The organism is Sphingopyxis fribergensis, from assembly GCF_000803645.1.
Taxonomy (GTDB): domain Bacteria; phylum Pseudomonadota; class Alphaproteobacteria; order Sphingomonadales; family Sphingomonadaceae; genus Sphingopyxis; species Sphingopyxis fribergensis.
This window is the reverse complement of sequence record NZ_CP009122.1, coordinates 3,013,775-3,037,220: the sequence shown is the minus strand read 5'-3', so window position 1 is coordinate 3,037,220 and position 23,446 is coordinate 3,013,775. Positions and strand designations below refer to the sequence as shown.

At 59.5% G+C, this 23,446-nt stretch carries 26 protein-coding genes and 1 pseudogene; 22 read left to right on the top strand and 5 right to left on the bottom strand.

Translation table 11 applies throughout. From position 1 onward, the window contains the following. Positions 1-5: 5 nt before the first annotated feature. The 14 genes from SKP52_RS24675 (at position 6) to SKP52_RS14010 (ending at position 8,773) form a co-directional block, all read left to right on the top strand. Positions 6-395: a hypothetical protein gene (locus SKP52_RS24675; protein WP_052208316.1), complete on the top strand. Its 390-nt coding sequence runs from the start codon at positions 6-8 to the stop codon at positions 393-395. Continuing rightward, positions 392-1,246, top strand: a complete 855-nt coding sequence (locus SKP52_RS14065; RefSeq protein ID WP_039575664.1) for a Mom family adenine methylcarbamoylation protein — start codon at positions 392-394, stop codon at positions 1,244-1,246. Before SKP52_RS24675 ends, SKP52_RS14065 begins: the two co-directional genes overlap by 4 nt. 61 nt (positions 1,247-1,307) lie before the next feature. Next, positions 1,308-1,547, top strand: coding sequence for a hypothetical protein (locus tag SKP52_RS25500; protein WP_081997376.1), 240 nt, complete (start codon positions 1,308-1,310; stop codon positions 1,545-1,547). 132 nt (positions 1,548-1,679) lie between these two features. Further along, the gene (locus SKP52_RS14060) at positions 1,680-2,156 is read left to right on the top strand and encodes a hypothetical protein (protein WP_039575661.1); all 477 of its coding nucleotides are present in this window, start codon (positions 1,680-1,682) and stop codon (positions 2,154-2,156) included. Next, complete coding sequence (locus tag SKP52_RS14055; RefSeq protein WP_158514391.1) at positions 2,098-2,730, top strand: hypothetical protein; 633 nt, start codon at positions 2,098-2,100, stop codon at positions 2,728-2,730. Before SKP52_RS14060 ends, SKP52_RS14055 begins: the two co-directional genes overlap by 59 nt. Beyond that, on the top strand, positions 2,727-2,996 hold the full coding sequence (locus SKP52_RS14050) for a hypothetical protein (RefSeq protein ID WP_039575656.1): 270 nt from the start codon (positions 2,727-2,729) through the stop codon (positions 2,994-2,996). The genes SKP52_RS14055 and SKP52_RS14050 overlap by 4 nt, the downstream gene beginning before the upstream one ends. 66 nt (positions 2,997-3,062) lie before the next feature. Then, on the top strand, positions 3,063-3,707 hold the full coding sequence (locus SKP52_RS14045; RefSeq protein WP_039575653.1) for a hypothetical protein: 645 nt from the start codon (positions 3,063-3,065) through the stop codon (positions 3,705-3,707). A gap of 11 nt (positions 3,708-3,718) precedes the next feature. Next, positions 3,719-4,180 carry a hypothetical protein gene (locus SKP52_RS14040; RefSeq protein ID WP_039575651.1) on the top strand — a complete coding sequence of 154 codons (462 nt, stop codon included), beginning with the start codon at positions 3,719-3,721 and terminating at the stop codon, positions 4,178-4,180. Positions 4,181-4,248: 68 nt separating this feature from the next. Next, on the top strand, positions 4,249-4,731 hold the full coding sequence (locus tag SKP52_RS14035) for a hypothetical protein (RefSeq protein WP_039581098.1): 483 nt from the start codon (positions 4,249-4,251) through the stop codon (positions 4,729-4,731). 110 nt (positions 4,732-4,841) lie between these two features. Further along, positions 4,842-6,527: an ATP-binding protein gene (locus tag SKP52_RS14030; RefSeq protein ID WP_039575647.1), complete on the top strand. Its 1,686-nt coding sequence runs from the start codon at positions 4,842-4,844 to the stop codon at positions 6,525-6,527. 74 nt (positions 6,528-6,601) lie between these two features. Further along, positions 6,602-7,033, top strand: a complete 432-nt coding sequence (locus SKP52_RS14025; RefSeq protein ID WP_039575644.1) for a hypothetical protein — start codon at positions 6,602-6,604, stop codon at positions 7,031-7,033. Positions 7,034-7,072: 39 nt separating this feature from the next. After that, the gene (locus tag SKP52_RS14020) at positions 7,073-7,279 is read left to right on the top strand and encodes a hypothetical protein (RefSeq protein ID WP_039575641.1); all 207 of its coding nucleotides are present in this window, start codon (positions 7,073-7,075) and stop codon (positions 7,277-7,279) included. A gap of 235 nt (positions 7,280-7,514) precedes the next feature. Beyond that, positions 7,515-8,390, top strand: coding sequence for a hypothetical protein (locus tag SKP52_RS14015; RefSeq protein ID WP_228383923.1), 876 nt, complete (start codon positions 7,515-7,517; stop codon positions 8,388-8,390). Positions 8,391-8,485: 95 nt separating this feature from the next. Next, positions 8,486-8,773 (top strand): DUF5983 family protein, encoded by a 288-nt coding sequence (locus SKP52_RS14010; protein ID WP_039575639.1) that lies wholly within the window; start codon positions 8,486-8,488, stop codon positions 8,771-8,773. 158 nt (positions 8,774-8,931) lie between these two features. Here the strand turns inward: SKP52_RS14010 and SKP52_RS25495 are convergent. Beyond that, positions 8,932-9,632 (bottom strand): IS5 family transposase gene (locus SKP52_RS25495; protein ID WP_234716168.1). Its coding sequence is split into 2 segments (ribosomal slippage): positions 8,932-9,356 and positions 9,356-9,632, totalling 702 coding nucleotides; the frame shifts between segments, so codons are not numbered across the junction. Here SKP52_RS25495 and SKP52_RS27250 point away from each other — a divergent pair. The 3 genes from SKP52_RS27250 (at position 9,574) to SKP52_RS13995 (ending at position 11,827) form a co-directional block, all read left to right on the top strand. Then, entirely contained in the window at positions 9,574-9,714 is a 141-nt protein-coding gene (locus tag SKP52_RS27250) for a hypothetical protein (RefSeq protein WP_234716212.1), read from the top strand. The two genes, SKP52_RS25495 and SKP52_RS27250, sit on opposite strands and share 59 nt — an antisense overlap. 80 nt (positions 9,715-9,794) lie before the next feature. After that, positions 9,795-10,568: a cytochrome P450 gene (locus SKP52_RS14000; protein ID WP_148309132.1), complete on the top strand. Its 774-nt coding sequence runs from the start codon at positions 9,795-9,797 to the stop codon at positions 10,566-10,568. Positions 10,569-10,621: 53 nt separating this feature from the next. Then, on the top strand, positions 10,622-11,827 hold the full coding sequence (locus SKP52_RS13995; protein WP_148309131.1) for an MFS transporter: 1,206 nt from the start codon (positions 10,622-10,624) through the stop codon (positions 11,825-11,827). A gap of 89 nt (positions 11,828-11,916) precedes the next feature. Here SKP52_RS13995 and SKP52_RS13990 read toward each other — a convergent pair whose 3' ends face one another. From SKP52_RS13990 to SKP52_RS27470, 3 genes and pseudogenes are all read right to left on the bottom strand, one after another. Further along, entirely contained in the window at positions 11,917-12,741 is an 825-nt protein-coding gene (locus tag SKP52_RS13990; RefSeq protein WP_039575636.1) for a protein phosphatase 2C domain-containing protein, read from the bottom strand. 38 nt (positions 12,742-12,779) lie between these two features. Further along, positions 12,780-13,193, bottom strand: a complete 414-nt coding sequence (locus SKP52_RS27020; protein WP_039575632.1) for a hypothetical protein — start codon at positions 13,191-13,193, stop codon at positions 12,780-12,782. Between the two features lie 369 nt (positions 13,194-13,562). Further along, positions 13,563-14,084 (bottom strand): annotated as a pseudogene (locus SKP52_RS27470) (condensation domain-containing protein); the annotation flags it as partial. A gap of 246 nt (positions 14,085-14,330) precedes the next feature. Here SKP52_RS27470 and SKP52_RS13980 point away from each other — a divergent pair. The 5 genes from SKP52_RS13980 (at position 14,331) to SKP52_RS13960 (ending at position 21,902) form a co-directional block, all read left to right on the top strand. Then, complete coding sequence (locus SKP52_RS13980; protein WP_039575630.1) at positions 14,331-15,119, top strand: class I SAM-dependent methyltransferase; 789 nt, start codon at positions 14,331-14,333, stop codon at positions 15,117-15,119. 429 nt (positions 15,120-15,548) lie between these two features. After that, positions 15,549-18,206 (top strand): TonB-dependent receptor plug domain-containing protein, encoded by a 2,658-nt coding sequence (locus SKP52_RS13975; protein ID WP_228383651.1) that lies wholly within the window; start codon positions 15,549-15,551, stop codon positions 18,204-18,206. Between the two features lie 123 nt (positions 18,207-18,329). Next, positions 18,330-19,889: a sodium:solute symporter gene (locus SKP52_RS13970; RefSeq protein ID WP_039575628.1), complete on the top strand. Its 1,560-nt coding sequence runs from the start codon at positions 18,330-18,332 to the stop codon at positions 19,887-19,889. Beyond that, a complete protein-coding gene (locus SKP52_RS13965; protein WP_039575624.1) occupies positions 19,876-20,763 on the top strand; it encodes an N-acetylmuramic acid 6-phosphate etherase in 888 nt (295 codons plus the stop codon). The genes SKP52_RS13970 and SKP52_RS13965 overlap by 14 nt, the downstream gene beginning before the upstream one ends. A gap of 65 nt (positions 20,764-20,828) precedes the next feature. Beyond that, positions 20,829-21,902, top strand: coding sequence for an acyltransferase family protein (locus SKP52_RS13960; protein WP_052208310.1), 1,074 nt, complete (start codon positions 20,829-20,831; stop codon positions 21,900-21,902). A gap of 83 nt (positions 21,903-21,985) precedes the next feature. Here the strand turns inward: SKP52_RS13960 and SKP52_RS13955 are convergent, their stop codons facing one another. Next, a complete protein-coding gene (locus SKP52_RS13955) occupies positions 21,986-23,356 on the bottom strand; it encodes an FAD-binding oxidoreductase (protein ID WP_039575622.1) in 1,371 nt (456 codons plus the stop codon). Between the last annotated feature and the right edge of the window lie 90 nt (positions 23,357-23,446).

Below are 23,446 nucleotides of genomic sequence, written 5' to 3'. Positions count from 1 at the left end.
AAACTATGGCCGACGCACGCCACATCCTGCTTGCGACGATGCAGGACCTCATGTCCAACTATCTCGTCGACGAATGCCCCGATCATGTGACGTGGGAAGATTTCGATCCCGATATCGACGGTCTGCGATCCACCGTCATCGACCTGCTCGACAAGTTGCTGTCGCCGACCGCTCCGGCAGATATCATCACCTATGTCGTCGACGTCGATTTCTACAGCGGCGATGACTGCTTCGCGACCGAGGTCTTCACGATCGACGCTTCGACGCCCAATGGCGCCCAGCACCGCGCGCTCGATCTGTCGCTCGATAGCATCTACAATGACCCGCGCGTTCCTGACCTTTCAAGGAGGGCTTCGGCCCAGTCCACCGATGACGGCGCGGGCAGCCCGGAATGATCACCGACCGGACCCAGCGGTGGCGCAAGCGCCGGTGCCGCTGGGTGCCGGGCACTGCGGAAATCGACCCCGCAACCCTGTCCGTCGATATAATCGATACCCGGCGCGAGGCCGCGCCGTTCGTCAGGGAACATCATTATGCGGGGTCGATGCCGGTCGCACGGCTCTCGGTCGGCCTCTTCGCCAATGGCCGCGGTGGACGATCGGAACTCGTGGGCGTTTGCGTCTTCTCGCACCCGGTCAATAATGCAAGCGTTCCGAAAACGGCGGGTCTCGGCGATCCGCGCGCGGCGTGCGATCTTGGACGTCTCGTCATACTCGACAGTCAGGGCGCCAATTCGGAATCGTTCCTGGTGGCACGGGCGTTCCGGCTGCTCCGCCGTGAGAAACCCGAAATTCTGTCGGTCATATCCTATGCCGACCCGGTCAGGCGCGTCGATGCAGACGGACACGTGTTCCTTCCTGGCCATGTCGGCGGCCTCTATTCGGTGATGGGAAGCCGCTATATCGGCCGATCGAGCGCGTGCACCGACCTCATCCTGCCCGATGGCCGCCCCATATCGTCGCGGGCAATATCCAAGATCCGCAATGCCGAATGCGGTCAGAGATATGCGATGGAGGATTTGATCCGAGCCGGTGCCCGCGCGCCGCGCTTCGGCGAGGACCGCGGCGAATGGCTGGCCAGCCTCGAACGCACCGGCCTTTTGACACGGCGGCGCCATCCTGGCTGCCACGCCTATCTCTTTCCTTTGACGAAGGCGGCGGTGCCGAGCCTGCCGTATCCCATTCTCGACCGGGCGGCGACAGAAGGCGACGTCACGAAGCTCCCGCTCCTCGACCTCGCTGCCTAGGCGGTCCCTTCAGCGATCGGTGCTGGCGGCCCCAAAATCCGTTCGTTCAGGGAGAAAGCGAATGCACATCATCCAGATTCAAGGTCGGATCGACGTGCCTGACGGCACCACTCCAATACCAGGCATCGAGAACCAGTTTCGGCTTCCTTCAGGACAAATTGCCTCAGTTCACCCTGTAATCGAACTGGCAATCGGTCCCGATACGGATGACCACCGCGATCTCACCTATTCGGAAGCCGCAAGCATGGGAATCCTCCTCGACCTGTACGATCGAACAGCGACTCTCCGCACATCGAATTGAGCTCAGGCTCGACAATCCAGCACGGCCTGAAATTCTCGGCAAACAGCGACCGATAGCGCAGCCATCGTGGCAGCTGCATGGAGAAGAGGGGGATGGGGCTTGGGTGATCGTCCAATTCAGGAGGCGCCACCCATGAAAATCGAACTTCGCCGCATCACCTATAATTCCGCTCTGTCTCAGGAAACCAGCGCCTACACGGCTGACGTCTATATCGATGGCGAACTGGCCTTCCATGCCCGCAACCAGGGGAAGGGCGGCGCTGACTTCTTCCACAAGATCGGCCGCTGGACCGAGATGGAAGTCAACCAGTGGTTGCTCGCGAACCGGCCGCCGCGATCCTTCGGCAGGTTCAGCTATGATCACGACCTCGAGGTCGAAGTCGGCGATCTCCTGGCCCGCGAACTCGAACGCCGCCGGTTGAAGCGGCTGATGCGGACCTGTCTCGTCACGATCGAGCGCGGTCAGATCTACCAGTTCCCGCTTCGCAAGCGCCCGGTGGACACGATCATCAGCGCGGTCCGGGCGACCAATCCCGATGCGGTCATCGTCAATGGCGCGAGCGGCGATGTGCTCGCCCAGGCCGTCGAGGTTCTCCTCTCACAGAAATGACCTGTCGCCACGAACCCCAAGGAATCCGAACATGGCCAACAACTATGTCGAGACGGCCTTCAATGTGCCCGTCACGCCCGAAGAAGCATCGCTGCTCGAGGAATGCTTTCTTGTCGCCGAGAAACTGTCCCCCGGTTTCAGCAAATCATCGCGCGCGGCGATGCAGGCGCTCGAGTCACTCTGCGCCGCTTGCAGCGATGCCTTCCGCAAAACATTCCCAAAGCAAGATCAGGAGGAAAATCCGTTCGCGTCCTTCCTCGAACTCTGGCTCGATCCTGATGTTCCTACTTTCGATGCGGACATCACAATCGACGAAGAGCGCGACGATACGGGCCTCGTCGCGTTCATTCGCGGACATGAAGCCGATGTTCAGGCGATCGCATCGCTGATCCAGAAGGTCTGCAAAAGCGCGCTGCCATTCGGTTTCGAGTGGGCCTCAACCTGCGACAAGTTCAGGCCGGGCCAGCATGGCGGCGGATATTTCGTGATCAGCGACACGCAAATTCTCGGCGCCTCGACCCGCGAGATGATGGACGAAACCCTTCGATCGCTCCGCCCGGGAGTGAGGACGTGACCGGCATCGCCAGCGCGAGCGTGACGCACTATGTCGATGTGTGGGACGAGCAAATCATGTGGCAATCGGCCTTTTCCGCCTATGAAAAGACGAACGGAATCGCCGACCAGCCCGATTTCGAACTGATGTGTGGGACGCAGCACAAGCCCGATATCTGCGCCTGCCTCCAGATGATCTTCGATCCCGGCACCAGCCCGATGGGCGTCCAGAACGAGGATTGCTGCGCCGAGCTGATCGAGAATAGCGGACCGGAGCTGACCGAATGAAGCGGGAGGAGAGGGGGATGGGCGTGGGCGGGCGCGATGGGGCGTCCGGAGGCAGGAGCCTATTCCATGGCCTACGATATCGCGTTCCGATTCCAGCAAGCGCTCGATCCTTCGGGCTTGTCGACGCTTCCGGCCTGTCTCCACGCGCTGACCACCGCGATCAAAGATTGCCGGAACGCCGGTAAGTCCGACGATCTCGATCCGGCCGTGATTTTGCTCGCGCGCCATCTCGGCGCCGTAGCGAGAGACTTGGGAGAGAATGACAGTCTGCTTCGCCGCGTCTGCATGGACCGGATTGCCGACATGCGAGGCAAATCCGCCCTTGCGGTGCTCGCGCAGAAGGGCGTCAGCTATGACGAGCAGGCCAAGAAGCTCTTCCATAGCGATGGCCGCAAGGCGTTGAAGCGACTCGGCGACGCCCTTTGCCTCGCCGACGGAAGCTATGACCTGCGCTCGAACAAGGGCGGCATCGCCGTCAGCGGCGAGATCATCCTTCATGGCGAAGACATCTATGTCCAGCTCGGCCTCGGCATCGGGTCGGGCCGCGAGGTGATGTTCCGCCGTGTTGCAGGACGACGCGACTATTGCGGCGACCGCAATCATTGGGCTGCCATTGGCGAACTGCTCGAGCCCGATCGCCTCGCCGTCCGCATCCGCCGCGACCTCCATCTCCCCAATCCCGGAACGCCGCCCCTGCGGCTCGTCGCCTGAGGAGTAAATCGATGGAAATCCTTGTCTCCCGTTCCCGCCTCGCGGGGACGCCGCCCCATTATGTCTACCGCGTCCTGGTCCCCGTCGACGGCGTGGCGGCTGAACGCCGCGCAATGGGCGGCGTTTCGGTAGCGCCCAGGGTCGCGGGGCGGATCGCATGTGTTCGCGTGGCGCCCGTCGTGGCGCCCGAGCGCTATTTGATGATGAGCCCCGTCGAACGTGCGGCCCTCGCGCCGCGCATCGGGGCGCTCAGCCGCAGGATCGAATTGCTGATCATCCGCTCGATCTTCCCCGAGATGACCGCGGACTCGGTGCCGATCATATTCGAGCTCGACCATGACCCAGGCGATGCGTGCGTCTGGATCCAAATCGCGGACCTCACGGCCGCATTCGATCGCCTTGAGTCCAACCTCGACATTCTCACGGCCTTCGACCTCGGTCTGCGCCAGGGCGACAATCTGCGCGCCGCCTGATGTCGGCCGGCCGAGTCCACGAAACCTGCAACCTCGTCATGAAGTCACTCAAAAAGAAAGGGTCTGAAATGACCGTTATCGGACATAATCACATACGAAAGGTCGAAACGTTCGACGGCTACGATATTATCGCGCACCCGCTACCGGCACGCGATGAACGCGTCTATTATCCGACGGAACCGGACAGCTGCAGCGCAGGCGTCACCTATGCCTCGCACGATGTGATGGTCGCAAGGCCGACCGGCATCGGCAAGAAGGGCCGCCTCGCCATATTGATGCACCATGGCGGCGGCCGCCATGTTCTCGAATTCTACGAGGGGCTTTTGCCGGTCGCTTCGGCCCTGCTCGCTCTTCCCGAGCGCGAGCAATATGCGCTTGCCTATACGATCTTCGAGCAGGCCGACGAATGCGCGGCGGGCATGCGCGCCGCCGAGGCGCGGCGCTGGGCCGAGGCCCATGTCGATGGCCGCATCCGCAAGCGCCGCCGCGGTCGCTCACAACAGGTCTATGTCGAAACCGAAGCCGAGCGAGCCATTCGCCGCAGCCGATAACGGGCGCCATCTTGGCGGGCCTATGCGCCTGCTTCCCGAATGCCGGGAGGGAAGGGGGGAGCGGATCGATGCGGCAGCAATGATGTTGCCGGGCAACCGGAGATCCTGACATGGCGCTTCCCAGCGAGATTCGTCCATCAGTCGGCGATGAACTCATCACGAAGGTATCGCGCCTGTTCAACGGGACGATCACCGATGTCCTCAACGAGCTGTTCCAGAATGCCCGCCGCGCGGGCGCCGGACGGATCGAAGTTCATGTGCGCGATCATGAGGGCGGCTCGAGCCTCCACATCGCCGACGATGGCCGCGGTGTCGACGACCCTGCTTCCTTCGTCACGCTTGGGCGCTCTGGCTGGAGTGACGAGATCGCGCAGCGCGAGGACCCGGCCGGCATGGGTGTGTTCAGCCTTGCCGGCAGGACCGTGACCGTGCGGTCCTTCTCGCGGGTCGCAGACGAGGGCTGGGCAATGACCATCCCAGCGGACGCCTGGGAAGGAACGCAGCCTCTGGCTGTTGAAAGCTGTCGGATCCGGGCGGGGACAGAGATCATCATCGCCATGCCCAAGGAATGGCTCTGCAATCTTCGCGCCCAGGTCGAGGCCGCTGCGCGGCATTTCCCGCTTCCGATCCATTTTCACGGCGAACTTCTGCCGCGCGAAGATTTCCTCGAGGGAGCCCATCGCGTCGAGGAATGGAATGGTTGCCGGATCGGCATCTTTCGGGGCAGCTATGACCTCGTGAATGAGCCGCGCATCAATTTTCACGGCGTCAAGGTCGCCTGTCGATTGCCGTCGGTCAAAGAAGTCGATGCTTCGTATCCGTGGACCGCCCGGATTGATATCGTCGACGCCCCATCGTTGCAGCTCGTGCTCCCCGCGCGCAAGGAAGTGGTCGACAATGCCGCACTGGGCGCGCTGCGGGCCGCCGTTCAGACCGCCATCTATCGAACGATTGGATCCGAGGGCAGCCATCGTCTCTCATTCCAGAACTGGCAGCGCGCCGCGGACCTCGGCATCGAACTTCCCGAAGCCAGCGCCTGGCTCTACGAATGGCGCCCGTGCACCGCGGACGATCGTGGCGGCGCCGAGGGCGCCCGCATCGAGGCCGTCCCGATGATCCTGGTTCCCGATCATGACGCCGATATCGAGCAATGCGCGGCGCCGCTGCTGACCGAAGATCGGCTCGGCTTGCGTGCCGTCCGCGCCGAGGACGCTTTCTCGGGCTACACATGGTATGATGGCCTTCCCCGCGTCACGGGCCTGTCCTTTGCGACCGAGATTGACGGGCGGCAGATTCACTACGCCGACGGCGATGTGATTTTCCCGGACATTTTGTCCGGACGCGTTCCAATGATCACGCTCGAAGTTCCAGTCGTCCGCTGCGCCGCCTCCGACGAGCCGATCGTGACGCTGTGCTTCCCGGTCGATATGCTGGTCTGCGCGAATGGCGGAACGAGTCTTGATGAAACCCATGTCTTCGTTCGCGAAGGAGCCTCTATCGCACCGGCGGCGCTTGCGCAGAAGATCGAGGACTGTTGTTTCGCCTACGACGAGGATTGCATCAGCGACAGCTGGCGCACCCAGCAACGCGATTTCGAGCGCGATGCCCGAAAATTTGCAAATGAACTGCTTCTTGGAGCCGATGAAGCGCTGGCGGAGAATATCCGCGCCGTCTTCGCCGAAGAGGTTCAATGGATGATCCCGATCGGGCGGCGGCTCACGCTCGAGGCCCACCAAGGCGATGTGCGGGTCGCGCTGACGGCCAATGACGCTGACCCTGAAATCACCACGGCATGACCATGCCCAAACCCTGATCCGAGCGGGCGAACCGGTGGTCGCCCGCTCGGCCCGATTCCCGAGGAGTCACTCCCGTGGCGGAAGATGAATTCGACAATCTCATCGACAACGCGACCCATGCGGTCAACAATTTGATCCCATCCTCGCTGCTCGCCGGAATGGATGCCGAGGGGCGGTCGAATCTCTTGATCCTGATCAACGATGCCCTTGCGCCCATCTTGCGCGACCTCGGTCCTCCCGAGGGTGGCGACGCTGGCTCCGCGAGGACGCGCCTTTCGACGATGGCCACCTTCATTTCCGAACTGATCGAGACGCATGTCGACAAATGCGAAGACGTCGGGTGCGGTCCGGACGAGCGCCCGGCGCACATCGTGTCCGAGACATTCGGTACGCAGGCCCAGATCGCCAGCATCGCGACCAGTTCGAGGATCGATGCCGCGCATATTCATATCGTGCTCGAAGGCGGCGATGCCTTCCGGCTCAAGATCGAACGCGTCGGCGCCTGAAGGCGGGCCTCCCTTCATTCCCTTCGACTGGACCTTGTCATGGCGAACGCTGAACCATCGACCCAATTGTCGCCGCGGCGCGCGGAACTCGCCTCGTTCGAGCGCTGCTATGCGGTCGCTGTCAGGAACCGCCTCGCCAGCGGCTGTATCCAGTTCATCGTGAGCACCGGGGAGGCGCTGCGGCCCTTCAGGGTTTCGTCGCGGCCGCCCGAAAAGGGCGAAAACTTGACAACCCTCGTAGCCTGACCGGCCCGAAGCGGAGGAGGGAAGGCGGGGTCATTGGCACGATCCTCTGAAGGGTTTTCGCCGATGACATCTTCACGCCCACATCATTCGCACCACTTCTTGCGGCGATCGCTCGACTGCCGGAACCGCTGATATGGCTGCCGCGCTCGCCCGCCTCGCGTCTGGTGTCTGGCTACGCCCCTGCCTTACGGACGATCCTGCGCTGCCACGCACGCCGGTCATCGCCGCGTGGGGTATGGGACTCGACAGCACGGCGATGATCATCGAGTGGGTCGCGCGCGGCAGGCCCCTCGACCTCGTATTGACGGCCGATACCGGCAGCGAGCGTCCGGAAACCTATGACTATCTCCCGATATTCCAGCGCTGGATGGACGTCCGCGGCATCGCGCACGAGATCGTCCGCTACGCGCCGAAGCGCTTCAAGCATTGGCCACCCTATTTCTCGTTGCTTGAAAACTGCCTGACCAACGCGACGTTACCCTCGATCAGTTTCGGACGGCACAGTTGCAGCCAGAAATGGAAGATCCAGCCGCAGGACAAATGGGTCGAGAGCTGGGATCTCGCGAAACAGGCTTGGGCGCGCGGTGACAAGGTGATCAAGCTCATCGGCTACGACGCTTCGCCAGCGGACAGCCGCCGGTATGCGCACCGCGAGGGACATGTCGACCCGCGCTATGACTATTGTTACCCCTTACGCGACTGGGGCTGGGACCGGCATCAATGCACGGCTCGCATCAAAGCCGAAGGTCTTCCCGTTCCCGTCAAGTCGAGCTGCTTCTTCTGTGCGGCCATGAAGCCGCACGAAGTGCAGACCTTGCCCGCCTGGTGTCTGCGACTGATCGTTCTCATGGAAGCGCGCGCGGCACCCCGACTGATCAATGTCGAAGGCCTGTGGCGACGGTCCACTGGTGCGCGTCCCGGTACGATGACCGAATTTATCCGGGGACGCGGCCTTTTGCCGCCCCTCGAGATTGCCGCGATCGTGAACGGCGCCCCCGTCGCCCTCGTCGAATTCCAAGCCGTCGCGGCACAGTTTCCAGTCGAAGCGCGCCCGCCGCTGCGCGAATGGATCGACCGGTTCAACGAAGGTGTCATGCGGCTCGCTGCGTGACCGTCGAGAACCGCGGACCCGACTTCGTCGCCCGAACCGCAGACTCTGTTCATCGGATGGTTTCTGATCCGAGCTCACCACCCAAGGAACTCACTATGGAAACTGGACAATATCTTGTGCTCAGTACCGCACATATTCGCTGTGCGACCGGGCAGATACTCACCGCCTGGGCGGATTATCCGCCACACAAGCAACCGTTGCCAGTGGCGCCGACGCAATATGGCTGGTTCCTTCATACGATGACGCCGCCGCCCGAAGCGCAGCGCCGCCTCCCCAAAGAATTGCCCCCGATCCTTGCGTTCGGCCGCGACAACGGCTGCGATTATGTGCTGCTCGACAGCGACGGCCCGACCGAAGACTTGCTCCCGACTTTCCCGTGGTAGGGCACAGAAATTGGCAGCCTCGTTACGGTTCAGCATCGGACTGCGGTTTTACTTGCATTTGTTCCCGGCAAAATGCCTGCTATTGGACAAGTTAGATAGCTTGGTATTCTGAAGGGTGAACTCATGGACGATTCCGAAACGCTAGGGCTGAGACTCATTCAGAGCCAGAAGGCCAAGGTAGTGACCAGCGCGACGGCTGACAGGAAGTTGGCGGCGAGCTTGTCGTAGCGTGTGGCGATCCGACGGAAGTCTTTGATCCGGCAGAAGGCATTTTCGATGAGGTGCCGGCTACGGTAGCGGTGCTGATCGTATCGGATGGCTCGCTTGCGGTTGCGGCGACCCGGAATGACGGGGCTGGTGCCATTCTCGCGCAAGGACGTCCGCAGCCGGTTTGCGTCGTAGCCCTTGTCGCCGAGCAGGTAGCGCATCGGTCCGGCGCGTTCGAGCAGTGCCGGTGCAGCCTTCACATCGCTGACATTGCCCGCCGTCAGCATAAGGGCATAGGGGCGGCCGAGAACGTCGGTCAGGGCATGGATCTTGGTTGTCCAGCCGCCGCGAGAACGACCGATCGCCTGCGTCTGGCGCCCCCTTTTCCACCAAAGGCCGAGCGCTGGGCTTTGATGTAGGTGCTATCGATCGCCGTGCTCTTCGTCACCGCACCCGCCCCTGCCAAGGCATCGAGCAACTTCGTCCAGAACCCCCGCCGCGACCAGCGGTTGAAGCGGTTGTAGACCGTCGTCGATGGTCCATAGTCTGCCGGACAGTCGCACCACCGGCAGCCGGATTTCAGTACATGAAGGATGCCCGAAATCACCCGCCGGTCATCGACCCGTCGCGCACCAGGCTGGTTCCGGGGCAAGTACGGCTCGATCGCCAGCCAAGCTTCGTCCGACAACCAGAATAAAGAACGCGACATCGTGAAGGGCCTCCCGCTGCGGTGAAGGCCCTTTGAATCAATACATACAAGCAATTTCAAGAGGCTGATTGGGTTTTAACCCTAGTACAGGACTTCGCGCTCCCCGTGGCAACGGACACGATTAAGGCCATTTTGGGCATTGGAGATTGCGATAGCGACATTATCCGGCGTTTCACCTCTGATAGCGTGATATTTCTCGAGCCGATAAACGCCAAGGCTGAGGAGCTCGTGACGGCTGAAAGAAGTTACGACGAACTGTCGCGGTGCATTGCCAGCGTTCTGGAACGGATTTCAACGCCGGACGACGCGCTTTCGAACATCCGGGAAGCTATTGAGGATGGGACTCTATCGATCGAGGAGGCGATTTCGAACATCGCTTTTGTCCTGTCGGCTGGCATCGACACGACGGTCAATCTGATCGGTGCCGGCTTCAGCAACATCGTAGACAAATCGCTTTCCGCATCGGATCTGCATGACGAGAGGGTTATCAATGAACTCCTTCGGCTTTCTCCCTCGATTCATATGACCGGACGTGTGGCGGCCGAGGATATTTTACTTGGCGAGCATCTCATCAAAGGCGGAAGCATGGTAATCGCCGTCCTCGCGGCCGCAAACAGAGACCCCTGCGTCTTCGACAAACCGGACGAGATCGACCCTTATCGAAGAAGCCTCACGCCGTTGAGCTTCGGTGCCGGGCGCCATTTCTGTATTGGCGTACATCTTGCCAAGCTGGAAGCGCAGATCGCCTGGAGGCATTTGGCCCGTCGCCTGCCGTTCGGCGATGTTGCCGTCACCGAGATCGAATATGAGCGCAGGGCCTTCATCCGCACACCCCGTCGCATGATTGTCCGCCAAGCGAAGCGGCGGCTAGGAGCGTGAAAGACATCCGCCAACGATCGCGGCGCGTCGTCGGGTTCGCCTCTGCAACTATATTGATCGATCTCGCGGGGCTGGGCATCATTTTGCCCGTCATGCCGGAGCTAATTTTTGAGCTCACCGGCGCTTCAATCGGCGAAGCGAGTGCGATTGGAGGATGGCTTCTTTTTTCCTATGCTGCAATGCAGTTCCTTTTCTCTCCGGTTGTCGGACATCTAAGCGACAGGTTAGGGCGGAGACCCGTTCTGCTTGCTGCGATCGGCGGCTTGGCGGTCAATTACGCTCTTATGGCTATTGCGCCGTCCCTTTTGTGGCTCTTCGTTGGCCGACTGTTCTCCGGCGCTCTCGGTGCGACATATCCGGTTGCCGCCGCAAGCGTTGCCGACGTCACCGAACCGGAAGAACGGGTAAAGCAGTTCGGTGTATTGCACGCCATGATCGGACTGGGACTTATTTTGGGGCCATTGCTCGGCGGGCTCGCCGCAGGCCATGGGGTGCGAGCTCCCTTTTGGGTGGCCGCCTGCATTGCAACGGCCACGCTGATTGCAGGATATTTTCTGTTTCCCGAAACCCTCTCGGGCCACGATATTCGTCAAAACACAGATGAAGGCACCCGGAAGATTATGCGTTTCTCGACAAGTTTTATGTCATCGTCTGGATCGCTATTCATTGTTTTCTTTCTGGTCGAAGTGTCTTTCCAGGCGCTGCCGATCATATGGGCATTTTATGCGATCAATAATCTGGGCTGGAATGCTACGACAATCGGATATTCGATGGCTATCTACGGCGTTTTCATTGCTTTGGCCCAAATCGTCCTCCCGCGTCATATGGAGGGCCTGTTCGGATCTAAAGTCGCTGGCATTGCCGCACTTTCCTGCGTCACGCTTGCCTATCTGGGACTTTCATTTTCTTCAAACGAAACGCTGATATGGGGGCTAATCCTCGTCATGGCCGCGGGCACAACCATTTTTCCGATCCTTCAGGCTGTTCTTTCCAGGAGAACCGAGCGCGAATCTCAAGGCGCTCTGCAGGGATCGATGTCCTCTATCACTGCCGTCGCATCAATCGTGAGTCCACTCGTAATGACACAGCTTTTCAAGGCCTTTGTTGGAAGTGATCCGATTTTCGGCAGCGTGTCATGGCCAGGAGCGCCCTTCTTCGCCGCCGCGGTACTGAGTGGCTTGGCTCTGCTCATTTATGCCCGCTTCTTTATGTCGGCACGGACGACCGCCACCAACCACAAAGAACACGAGCATGGCTGATACGGGTGAAGCTGCGCCGGATCTCCCAGCAAGTTGCGATCTATTGTAAGCGAAATCTGGGCGTTAGCCAAACTTGAGCCCGCGTCGCCTCAATCAATCCGCAGCAACACAGCGGTTGCATCGTCCGACGTCTTCCACCTTGGAAATTCCAGCCCTGTACGATCACTCGTCTCCACAGTGCGTATTTCGTCGACGATGCTCGTCAGCCCCCTTTCCAAGGCTGCCGCTATTATCGAGGCACCAGTATACCGTGCATAGAGGTCTATAATCGTTGAAAAGCCGTCGGTCATCGCCAGCACATGCGCCGGTCGATCAACCGGCATGCGTTCGACGAATGCATTGTCGCCGCAAGCCGAGTCCAAACCAAAAACATGCGCGGCGCGGACGGACGCTATTCGCCTGCTTCGAAGGAGTTCAATCTGCGGCCGCTGCTCAAAATCGAGCTTATTGCGCGCCGTGACGCCGGCGCTTCGGACCGAGCGCTCCTCGTCGGCTTTGCTCTGGCTTGTGAATGAGCGAACGCCATTCGAATCCAAAACATACGCGGAGCAATCACCAAGCCGGGTAATCTCGATCGCGCCCTCGATCTCGCTGACCACCAACATGGTCGCAGACGGCTGGGCCCACAGAGGGATATCAGCTCCATCCGTTTTCGAGAGCCATTCGTTCGCTGCAGCATTGGAAATTTCGCGAATGACTTTCCTTGTGTCCGGCTCGGAATCCGACACAGAGAGCCCGGCGGTTGCGCGCTTGGCGAGCCAGGAGGCGTCGCTCGCCGCGCCAGAGAAAGGTGTGTCGACCAAATCCGTTGCCCCATCGACGACAAAGGCGCGACGGGGTGTAAACCCGAACATGTCGTCGTTCTGAGTCTCACGAGAACCGGCACAGCAAACCGCATCAAGCAAGGTCAACATCGGTCACACCTATGTATAACAAGTCGGAAACACAACTTTCAATCCACACCTTTAAAATGATCCAAGGCATGGGTGAATCTCTTTTCAAATATATCCAGCTCGTTGGGAGCTACGAATTCCTTGTTATACACTAAGTATGAGGTGGCCAAGTCCCCATCAATCACCACATGAAGGTGGATTTTCAGCCGTTCGTACAAAGCATCGATATATTGCGGAACTATTTCGGACTTCGACAAGACGTCGGTTTTGACCATCCCGGCAATCCGAAAACTGAACCCCGCATCCAGAGCCGGAAATCGGCCTTGTTGAGTGCTGTAGGCTTCTAGGATGAGATCAAGGGTTACATCAACATTCTGATAATGACGCATTGCCTGTGCAACGAGGAATTTACGCAATGCGGCCCTGCTCGAGTCAGCTCCTTCGGGGAAACACCAGATCAGATGGCGAAACATGCATCCGATTATCCGGGAATCTTCCGCCGATCGCCTGTTGTCTATAGTCGATATAATATTGCGTCTGCTTATTCGGGTTACCGCTTCCAGCCCTTCATAAAGTGCGCAAAGATGAGGAAACTGTGTAACCTTCCTCGATCCGAACATGCTTCTGATATCGCAAGAATGTATGACTTTAGAAAGGCAAAGACTCGCTTCCCTATCGATGAGGGAGGCATTGGATTCGTCTTTCGAAGAGGAGAGTAATCGCTCCCAATATTGCAATTGCCGCGATTGGACCAAGGGCAATCGCTCATCTTCGTTTACACATCGATCCAGAAATTCAAGCTGCATGCCGCTACACGACGGCACCCCCAAGATATAATCGTTCAGATATTGGTGCAGGATCGAAACCGATGTCGCGTCGCACATCGCATGATGGAAGCTCAGGCAGATAGTATACCCGTCTAACGGCGATCCAATAATCGAAACTCTTCGGGGTATCTCATCGTATAGAGCATATTCGATATGCTTGTTCCTGGAAACGACGCCGCTCACCAGATCGGCATGATTTCGCGATACGCCTCTCGTAGCATACCACTCCCGATAGTGCTGAAAGATGCTCTCATCCCCAATGAGGCTCTTTACCTCATATGAGGAATCTAGGTATTCAATGAAATTGTCAGTATCATCTATGGACTGATAAATGCATTCGTCTTGGGAAATTTCGAACCTAGCGTTCAGAGCTGGATGAAATGCCAGACATTTCGAGACACGGTTGATAACGATACTCGAATCCAGATCTACAGGGAAGTAGAGGCAGGCTCCGACATTCATGTCAGCACCGTAATTTTTTCGCCCAGAAACGAGCAGGCAGTATCTTTGGATAGGGGAGACGGGATATATTTTCATTTCCTGTGGCCTGAAGGACGCTATAACGCGCATAGATCGGACATCGGCGAACGGGAAACATAGTAACGATGTGCTTCCACGCATGAAATCGAGAGATGATAACGGTGGAGCCGCAAGCCCGCAAGGCACCCACGCCGTTCAGTCGGAGGCCCCAGCTTATCCCGAACATATTGATCACATCCACCAGCTTTTGCAATCGGTGGCCAGAACGGGACGATTTATGAGCAGATGTTACGGGGAGTCCATATGTCCAAATATGCTTTGAAGGTCGGGCAGTCAGCTGTCGAAAGGTTGGCCGTTCTTGACGAGATTCACGCGGTCACATCGTCGCATATCCTTTCAGGTGTTTCCTTGCCCGCACCGTCACGGATCCTAGACGTGGGTTGCGGTGTAGGGCACACCACGATCCGTCTCGCGCGCCACTTTGGCTCACAGGCGCACGTAGTCGGCATTGACCGCGAGCCATCGCAGATCGACACTTCTAAACGGGAAAATCCTTCTCCCAACATCGAGTATCGAGTTGGGGATCTCAAGGATTATCTGGAGCAGCTTTCCGGGTACGACCTGATCTACGGCCGGTTCGTCTTTGGTCACAATCGCGATTGCATCGATCTGCTGGGCAGAATTTTCGCCAACATGCGATCCGGAGCGCGCTTGATATTCGAGGAGCCCGACATCGGCACTGCAAGGACATTAGTGGGCACTGGAATTATCGAGGAAGTTGAGGATCTCTACCGAAAGCTTGGCGATTCGCTTGGCCAGAATTTTTCGTCGAGCCTGAACTTGGCGAGCGAGGCGGTTGCGCTCGACAGCGCCGCCGAGATCCGTTTCGTGCAGCCGGTGATTTCTAGGCCCCGGTACAAGCAGCTCTATCTGCTCGGCCTCAAGGAGGTCCGTGGCAAATATATAAGCCAAGGCATCGCCGATGAGTTGGCGCTAGACGATATCGAGCGAAGACTGGAGCGAGAGGTGAATGATCCGTCCTCGTTAATTGCCACCGCGCGTCTGATCCAGATTTCATTGCGAAAGTCCTAGCCATAGCGGTCGGCTGGTTGCTCGGCACACGATTGGTATTAACTCCACGTCGGCTTTTAAAAGCTCCACTTGCCGGCGCAAGGCCCATTGCATGACGAAACCGCCTGTCGGCGCGCGCGCGAACTCTGCTCTGCAGTCGAGGATTTCGAGGTGTTTTGAATGCTCGATCGCGAATCGGATCAACAGCGCAAATGATTTCGGCTGGCTATGGCCGCCCCCTTTTAGCTGCTGCCCACGAGGTCACGCCGCCGTTGTGCGGTACGCGGAATGAGGGCGCATCTGCCTATTGGTATTGAAATGGTATATAACTGTGTTATAGTCGGGATAACTTTGAAGAGGGGAGTGAGCAAAATGGGCCAGATAAAAGGCGGATTCCTGCGGTGCGGATCGGCGATAGCTTCATCGATTGCGCTCATGTCAGCAAGTGCCGTGTTTGCGCAAGAATCCGGTAGCGCAACGAGCGAGGCACGCGCGGAGTCGGATATCATCGTCACCGGAACGCGCGTCCGTACGCCCGGACTGACCTCCACCAGCCCAATCAGCGCGGTCGAGGGTGAGCAGATATCGCTTCAAAGGGCGGTCACGATCGAGGATTTCTCGGTCAAGATGCCGCAGCTCGCGGGCGGCGTGAACTCGACATCGGTTGGTAGCGACGCATTCGGTGCGCAGACCCTCGATTTGCGCAATCTCGGGCAGAACCGCACACTCGTTCTGATCAACGGGACTCGCGCCATTCCGTTCAGTTTCCGAAACGCGGTTGATGTTAACTCAATCCCGGCGCCCCTGCTCAAGCGCGTAGACGTGCTCACCGGCGGCGCGGCGGCGGTGTATGGTGCTGACGCCGTGGCGGGGGTCGTGAACTTCATCATCGACGATTCATTCGAAGGGTGGCAAGCGAACGCCAATTATCGCGCGGTGGCCGGCGGTGCTTCGCAGTTCGGCGGCCATGTAATGGGCGGTCTGTCACTGGGTGGTCGGGGAAATCTGGTCGTATACGGCGAATATACGGAGCGAGATTCGCTTCTTGCCGGGAACCGCGACTTCGCGCGCCGCGGCGTTGCGACGCTGCCGATCGGGGGCAACTTCACCGACGTCGCGAGCGGGCGGACCTTTTCCTACGACGCCTCGGGCAATTTCACGCTTACGCCGCAATCGACCGACTACACGCCCGATTTCCTGCTCGTCCAGCCGTTGCGGCGCATCAATGCGAGCGCGTTCCTGAAATATGACGTGCTCGATAATGTCGAGCTCTATGGTCGCGTTATGTATTCCGACCTGCGGACGCGCGGCGGTAGCCGGTCAGGGCAGAATCCTCCGACTACCGGAGCGAACGGGATCAACGTCCAGATTGCCGAGAATAATCCGTTCCTCGACCCTCAGGCGCGGGCACGACTGACCTTCGTGAACGGTTTTGCTACCGTTAACGTCCGGCGCTCGCTCGGCGAACTCGGCGTGACCTATGCGCAGAACAATCGCGAAACCATTCAGGGCCTGATCGGGCTGCGCGGTGACATCACGCCGGCGATCGGTTGGGACGCCTATTACCAATATGGTCGGTCCAAGGAATCGATCGTCGTCAAGGGCGACGGTACGCGTTCCGCCTTTGCCGGGCTCGTCAACACGACCGATATCTTCGGGCCGGGCGGCGACTTCACCAGCGTGCTGCGCGATTTCAACTTTGGCGACCGCAAGCGAACGCAGCAGGTGGCCTCGGCATATGTTTCAGGTGATACGAGCGACTTCTTCGCTGGATGGGCCGGGCCGATCGGATTCACCGCCGGCTATGAATTCCGACGCGAAACCGGCCGGTTCGTCTACGGTGCCGACCTTGGAACATCGTTCAACCAAGGCACCGAATCGGCGCCACTTGTCCCGCCCTTCGTCAAGGTGAATGAACTGTTCGGCGAATTGGTTGTCCCGCTGCTGTCGGATTTGCCGCTGGTCCAGAAGCTTACCGTCGAAGGTGCATATCGCCGATCCTGGTATGAAAAATCGGTCGGGGACGACAGGCGCTACGATACCAACAAGCTTGGGATCAATTGGATTGTCTCCGACGACCTGCGGCTACGCGGTACGCGTCAGACCGTCATCCGGGACGCCAATATCGGCGAATTCGCCAACCCGGTCTTTTCGATACCTTTCGCCAACCTGCGGACGGTCGCCCGTCTTTTCCCGCGTTATGCCGGGGATCCGTGCGTGGGTGCGACCAATTCGGCGACGATCGCGCAATGTACCGCGCAAGGGTATCGGGGCCCCTATGATTCCAACAACCCCGCAAATCTGCAGGGTGGCTATTTCTTTGGCGGCAACGCAAACATCGAAGCCGAACGAGGCAAGACATATACCCTTGGCGGCGTCTTCACCCCAACCTTCCTGCGCGGTCTCAACCTATCGGTCGATTGGTACAAGATCGATATTCGGAATGCGGTCGGCCAGATCCAGCCCGTCGACGCGCTCACGAGCTGCTACATCACCGACCCGACACCGGGCAATCCGCTGTGCGCCGCGGTGACCCGGGATCCGACCACTGGTTACATCTTGAATGCCTTCGTCGATGATCGAAATCTTGCGCTCATCAAGCAGCAGGGCATCGACATCGATTTCCGTTATGGGTTCGATCTCGATTTCGGCCCGCCGGAGAGTCGGCTCACTCTCGGTTATACGGCGAGCATCGTCACCAAATATTCGATTCAGCGCAACGCCGCTCTGACGCCCGTCAATTGCAAGGGGACCTATGGAGCCGCCTGTTCGTCGGACTTGGTGACGCTAGTTGCGCCTGACTTCCGGTCGCGTGCTACGATTACCTGGGATAGCAAACCGTTGACGGTCCAGTTTGGATGGAGGCGTATCGGATCGGTTCGCGATTCGACGGCGGGCAGCGTCGGCCGGATTCCCGCTTATGATTATTTCGACCTGAACTTGGCAGTTCGTCCGCCCGTGGAGGGGCTGACCCTAGCCTTTGGTATCGACAATCTCTTTGATAAGAAGCCGCCGCTGCCGGTCAATCCAGGAGCCTATAATACATTCCCGGACACCTATGACGTACTGGGAACCACCTTTGGCTTCTCTGTGACCCTGAGGCGGTGAGGGCGTGATTGGAGGCTTTATGGACACTTAGCCTCCATGCCAGCAGGACGACTTGCCCGGGGCGCGGTTCCTCAGACGGGTACCTAGGTCTGATAATCGCGCCCATTGGCGCCGGGGGACAACATGCACACGCTACAATTCACGTCGCTGGATTGGTCGATCCTGATCGGATATGTCTTGGTCCTCGCCATCGCTGGCTATGCGTCAACGCGGCGCAACATGGAAAATGCGGACGACTATTTTCTGGCGAGCCATCGTGCGCCGACCTGGCTTGTAGCGGTGTCTGTTCTGTCCACCGTGCAATCGACAGCCACCTTCCTTGGCGTTCCAGACAATAGCTTCCGGGGAAATTACACCTATCTGACCAGCGTGATCGGCGCGCTGATCGGCGCTTGGCTCGTCGCCGCCATCCTGATGCCGCGCTTTTACGCGATGGGCGCCACCACCGTCTACGAACTGCTCGAGGCCCGGTTCAGCCCGACCGCGCGGCGCGCGGCCGGGGCGATGTATCTGGTCGGGCGCGTGTTTGCCAGTGGGGCTAGGCTCTATCTTGCCGCGATTGCCGTTTCGATGATCCTATTCCTCGACGTTGCGCCCGAGCATATTATCGTCGCTTCATTCGTCTTGCTGGTCTTCGGCCTTGCCTTCACCTTCATGGGCGGCCTCAATTCTGTGATCTGGAGCGATCTGGTCCAGGTCGTGCTTTACGTCGGAGCGGCAATCTTCGTCGTCCTGTTCCTACTGTCTAAGATTCCCGCGCCGGCCACCGCTATCTACACTGCGCTTGCATACCCTCCCTCCGGAGCGAGCAAGTTGCAAGTCCTTGACTGGACACTCGATCTCGCCACGCCCTTTTCGGTTCTGGCAGCGGTGACGGGAATGGTCCTGATTAACGCGGCGAATTCGGGTCTCGACCAAGATACGACGCAACGCTTGCTCGCTTGCGATTCGGCGAGACAGGGCAGCCGCGCCCTCTACTGGTCTGTGCTGGCATCGATCCCTGTCATCCTAATTTTTCTCTTCATCGGCTCGCTGCTCTACATCTTCTATGAACGCCCCGACCTGATGACGACCATCCCGGGACAGATCGCACCGACGTTCCAAGGTGAAAAGATCACCGTCTTTATGAGCTTCATTCTGAGCGAAATCCCGCCGGGCTTGCGCGGGTTCGTAACTGTTGGTGTCATCGCCGCCGCCGCTATCAATTCCGGACTGATCTCGATGGCCGCCGTAGCGATCAACGATTTCTACCGCCCTTTCGTCGAGCGCAACGGACCGCGCAACGAACGGCACTTCATCCTTGCTGGGCGTCTTGCGACAGTAATTCTGGGCATTCTCCTCTTCCTGATGTCCATCGTCTGCTTCTATTGGCAGCGGTACAGCGACATTCCGCTGCTCGAATTTGTCCTCGGAGTGATGGCGTTCGCCTATTCGGGACTGCTGGGGGTCTACATCACAGCGGTGTTTTCAAAGCGCGGGTCGACGGCGTCGGTCATCGCGGCCTTGGCGGTGGGCTTCGTCGTCGTCATGCTGTTTCAACCGTTCACGATCGATGTACTAGGCCTGCCCGAAGCACTCAAGAAAATCGCCTTTCCATGGCACTTGTGCGTTGGCGTGACAGTTTCAACGCTGGTTTGCCTCATCGGCAACGCGAACAAGGAAGTTATAGATGCCGGGTACTGAAGCGGTCGACCCACGCTACGCCGAAATAGACGACTGGCCAACGGTTGATGCCGTAACCGCTATGATCGAAGGCCAACGCGAAGCCATCGAAGCCTTAAACAGCCAGGCAGGGGCGATTGCCACGGCGTGCGAAGCGGCCGCGCAAAGGCTTTTATCTTCGCAAGGGCGCCTGATCTATGTCGGCGCTGGAACATCGGGCCGCGTGGCAGTTCAGGACGGCGTCGAACTGACGCCGACCTTCGGCTGGCCACAGGAGAGGTTGCTTTATCTCCTCGCGGGTGGACTCCCGGCGCTCGTCGAGAGCGCTGAAGGCGCCGAAGATGATGTTGTTGATGCCGCGAGGCAGATCGCCGAGCATGCTGTCGACGCGACCGATGTTGTAGTGGCTGTGGCAGCAAGCGGGCACACTCCATTCACATTGCGTGCCATCGAGGATGCACGCGTCCGCGGGGCGCTGACAATCGCGATAGCCAACAATGCGTCGACTCCGGTCCTTCAGGCTGCGCAGCACGCCATCTTCCTCGGGACCGGAAGCGAAATCATCAGCGGATCGACGCGCATGAAGGCAGGCACGGCCCAGAAAGCTGCCATCAACATCATCTCGACGACGATCATGTTGCGGCTCGGCAAGGTCTATCGCGGCCAGATGGTCGACATGGTCGTCTCGAACGCGAAGTTGCAGCGACGCGCGGCCGGAATCGTGCAGATGCTTACAAAATGTTCCGAGGATGATGCCGTGGATGCCCTGGAACGGGGCGAAAACAGTATCTCTAGGGCGGTCCTCATCGCCATGGGCAATAGTCCAAATGAGTCCGCCAAACTTCTCAAAGATCACGGCGGAATATTGGCCAAGGCAATCGCGGCGCTCGGGTAGGAATGAAATGGCCCGATGTCACGGAGCTGCCTGACACCATGCGTCGGCTCTGACCGACGGGCGCCGTGACTCAATCGGCGCGCATCCGCGACCTGCCGCTCGATTTCCTGCGGGGAGCAGATGTGATGCTGATGTTGCTTGTCAACTTTCAGACGGCCGCGGGGCCCGCGATCCTCCGACATGCCGCTTGGCACGGCCTGACGCTTGCTGATATCGTCTTTCCGATTTTCCTGCTCATTGTCGGCATTTCCACATCGCTGGCTCTTGATGGACGTCGGCGGCCGATGGCATGGGTCGCGGTTGTCCGGCGCGGCGCGATGCTCTTTGCGATCGGCGTCGCGCTCAACTGGTGCCTGCGCCCCGAACTTGACTGGGGGCAGTTGCGATGGACAGGCGTGTTGCAGCGCATCGCCATCGTGTACCTCGCCTGCGCCGCAATCATCTCCATTGGGCGCGGTGCGCTCATTCCGCTCGGGCTCGCGTTGGCAGTCATCGCGACGCATACTTTCGTGCTGCTGGCTACAGGTGCGGGAAGCAATGTTGCCAGCCTCGCTCCCGGTACGGGAATTAGCGGATTGCTGGATCGGCAATTCCTCCCGGGACTGATATTGCGCGGCAGTTGGGATCCCGAGGGTGTATTGTCCACGTTGCCCTCGATGGCGAGCGGTTTCTTCGGCATCGCGCTCGCGCGTTGGGCCGGTGCACCAAGGCACATCCGGCGCCTCGCGTTCGCCGGCGCCATTCTCGTACTGGCCGGGCTGTTGGCGGCGACCATCGTCCCGATCAACAAAAATTTGTGGACTGCGAGCTTCGTGCTTGTGACATCGGGGATCGGCGCGCTGGCCTATGCTGTGGCCCACGCCGCATGGCCCCTGCTGCAACCGTATAATTGGGCAAACCAGTTCATCGCGGTCGGCCAGGCAGCGCTGACCATCTATGTGATCCATATGCTCCTGATCGCCCTGCTGCGCCTTCCGCCGGGTGGCGAGGAGCGGATTCGGGACCACCTGCTCGCGGGGCTTCAGGAGGCCGGTCTGTCGGCCATGTGGTCGTCGGTGCTATTTGCGGTTCTTGCGGTAACAATTTGCAGGTTGTTTCTGGTACCGCTTCAGCGCCGCGGTCTTTTGCTGCGGGTTTAGCACAGTCCGCATGATGCCGGCCTGGCCGTTGCGACCCAGCGGATGCCGCCGATCCACTCCCAGCCCGGTTGGGGCGGCCGGAATTATGCCGCAAATATCTTGCCGGGATTGAAGACGCCCTGCGGATCGAGTGCCTGCTTGAGTTGCCGCATGACCTCGACGGCGGCTGCGCCATTCTCTCGCAGCAATGCGTCGCGCTTGCCCAAGCCGATCCCATGTTCACCTGTGCAGGTCCCACCAACCGAGAGCGCGTGGTCTACCATGGCGTCGTTGATGACTGACGCCTTTTGCCACGAGAGCTTGTCGTCGGGATGGAGAATGAAGAACACGTGGAAATTCCCGTCGCCGACATGACCCAAAATCGGAGCGAAAAGTCCCGATTCCTCGATCATCGTTTGCGCGCGCGAAATGGCTTCGGCCAATCGAGAAATGGGAACGCAGATGTCGGTGATCCAGGCCTGCGCCTCGGGAATCATCGACCGCGATGCCCAAAGTAGATGATGCCGCGCTTTCCACAGCGCGTTTCGCTCTTCCGACGCTGTCGCGGATCTCAGCGTCCCGCCGCCGTTGGCGTCTCCGAGCATGCGAACGATTTCCAATTGCTCGGCAATGGCGGGACCGGAGCCGTGGAATTCCAGAAAGAGGGTCGGACATTCGGGAAGGCCGAGATGGCTCTGACGGTTGCACGCCATCATGGCACTCGTGTCGAGAAGCTCCATGCGTGCGATGGCGACCCCGGACTGGATGGTCTGGATCACTGTATCGACCGCACCCTTCACGTTGGCGAAATCCCAGCTTGCGGAAACGATCTGTTCGGGTTGCCCGTGAAGGCGCAGGGTCGCCTCCACGATCAGGCCCAGCGTGCCTTCGGATCCCGCGAAGAGATGCGTAAGGTCATAGCCAGCCGCCGATTTGCGGGCCCGTGTACCCGTCCGGATCAGCTCGCCGGTTGCCGAAACGACCTTGAGGGCCAGCAGGTTGTCACGCATGTTGCCATAACGCACGGTCGTCGTTCCGGACGCGCGGGTCGCGATCATCCCGCCGATCGTTGCGTTGGCCCCGGGATCGACCGGGAAAAAGAGGCCTGTGGCGCGTAGCTGTTCGTTGAGCTGCTCTCGCGTGACACCCGGCTGGACCACGGCGAGGAAATCTTCCGACGCAATCTCTACGATCTCGTTCATGCGCGAAAAGTCTATGACGAGCGTATCTGATGTGAGGGCAGCGGCGTTCCCCTCGAGAGACGTGCCGGCGCCATAGCCCACAACCGGGACGCCCTGCGCCGAGGCAGCTCGGACGAGCTGGCAAACCTCCTCGATCGAAACCGGCTGGGCCACCAGTGCCGGTAACTCACCCGGATGGTGCCCTTCGCTTTGTGTATAGGCGATGCGAGCGGTTTCAGCGGTGATTAGCCGGTCGCCGAGGAAATTCGAAAGCATGTCGCGCAGATGTGTCATGCCCGCGAATATATCTGGCTTGCGGATGGAGGTAAACTGGTATTATACAGGTATTAACATGCAGCCAGCCGCGCACCCCAGCTCCACCCT

Bases quoted from the DNA above. Each gene is read 5' to 3' on its own strand.
- SKP52_RS27250 (WP_234716212.1), top strand. From the start codon at position 9,574: ATGCCCGAAATCACCCGCCGGTCATCGACCCGTCGCGCACCAGGCTGG.
- SKP52_RS14045 (WP_039575653.1), top strand. From the start codon at position 3,063: ATGGCCTACGATATCGCGTTCCGATTCCAGCAAGCGCTCGATCCTTCG.
- SKP52_RS14065 (WP_039575664.1), top strand. From the start codon at position 392: ATGATCACCGACCGGACCCAGCGGTGGCGCAAGCGCCGGTGCCGCTGG.
- SKP52_RS13965 (WP_039575624.1), top strand. From the start codon at position 19,876: ATGCCGGGTACTGAAGCGGTCGACCCACGCTACGCCGAAATAGACGAC.
- SKP52_RS24675 (WP_052208316.1), top strand. From the start codon at position 6: ATGGCCGACGCACGCCACATCCTGCTTGCGACGATGCAGGACCTCATG.
- SKP52_RS14055 (WP_158514391.1), top strand. From the start codon at position 2,098: ATGGCGCGAGCGGCGATGTGCTCGCCCAGGCCGTCGAGGTTCTCCTCT.
- SKP52_RS14035 (WP_039581098.1), top strand. From the start codon at position 4,249: ATGACCGTTATCGGACATAATCACATACGAAAGGTCGAAACGTTCGAC.
- SKP52_RS13955 (WP_039575622.1), bottom strand. From the start codon at position 23,356: ATGACACATCTGCGCGACATGCTTTCGAATTTCCTCGGCGACCGGCTA.
- SKP52_RS14060 (WP_039575661.1), top strand. From the start codon at position 1,680: ATGAAAATCGAACTTCGCCGCATCACCTATAATTCCGCTCTGTCTCAG.
- SKP52_RS14030 (WP_039575647.1), top strand. From the start codon at position 4,842: ATGGCGCTTCCCAGCGAGATTCGTCCATCAGTCGGCGATGAACTCATC.
- SKP52_RS27020 (WP_039575632.1), bottom strand. From the start codon at position 13,193: ATGTTTCGCCATCTGATCTGGTGTTTCCCCGAAGGAGCTGACTCGAGC.
- SKP52_RS25500 (WP_081997376.1), top strand. From the start codon at position 1,308: ATGCACATCATCCAGATTCAAGGTCGGATCGACGTGCCTGACGGCACC.
- SKP52_RS14020 (WP_039575641.1), top strand. From the start codon at position 7,073: ATGGCGAACGCTGAACCATCGACCCAATTGTCGCCGCGGCGCGCGGAA.
- SKP52_RS13980 (WP_039575630.1), top strand. From the start codon at position 14,331: ATGTCCAAATATGCTTTGAAGGTCGGGCAGTCAGCTGTCGAAAGGTTG.
- SKP52_RS13990 (WP_039575636.1), bottom strand. From the start codon at position 12,741: ATGTTGACCTTGCTTGATGCGGTTTGCTGTGCCGGTTCTCGTGAGACT.
- SKP52_RS14010 (WP_039575639.1), top strand. From the start codon at position 8,486: ATGGAAACTGGACAATATCTTGTGCTCAGTACCGCACATATTCGCTGT.
- SKP52_RS14040 (WP_039575651.1), top strand. From the start codon at position 3,719: ATGGAAATCCTTGTCTCCCGTTCCCGCCTCGCGGGGACGCCGCCCCAT.
- SKP52_RS13970 (WP_039575628.1), top strand. From the start codon at position 18,330: ATGCACACGCTACAATTCACGTCGCTGGATTGGTCGATCCTGATCGGA.
- SKP52_RS14015 (WP_228383923.1), top strand. From the start codon at position 7,515: ATGGGACTCGACAGCACGGCGATGATCATCGAGTGGGTCGCGCGCGGC.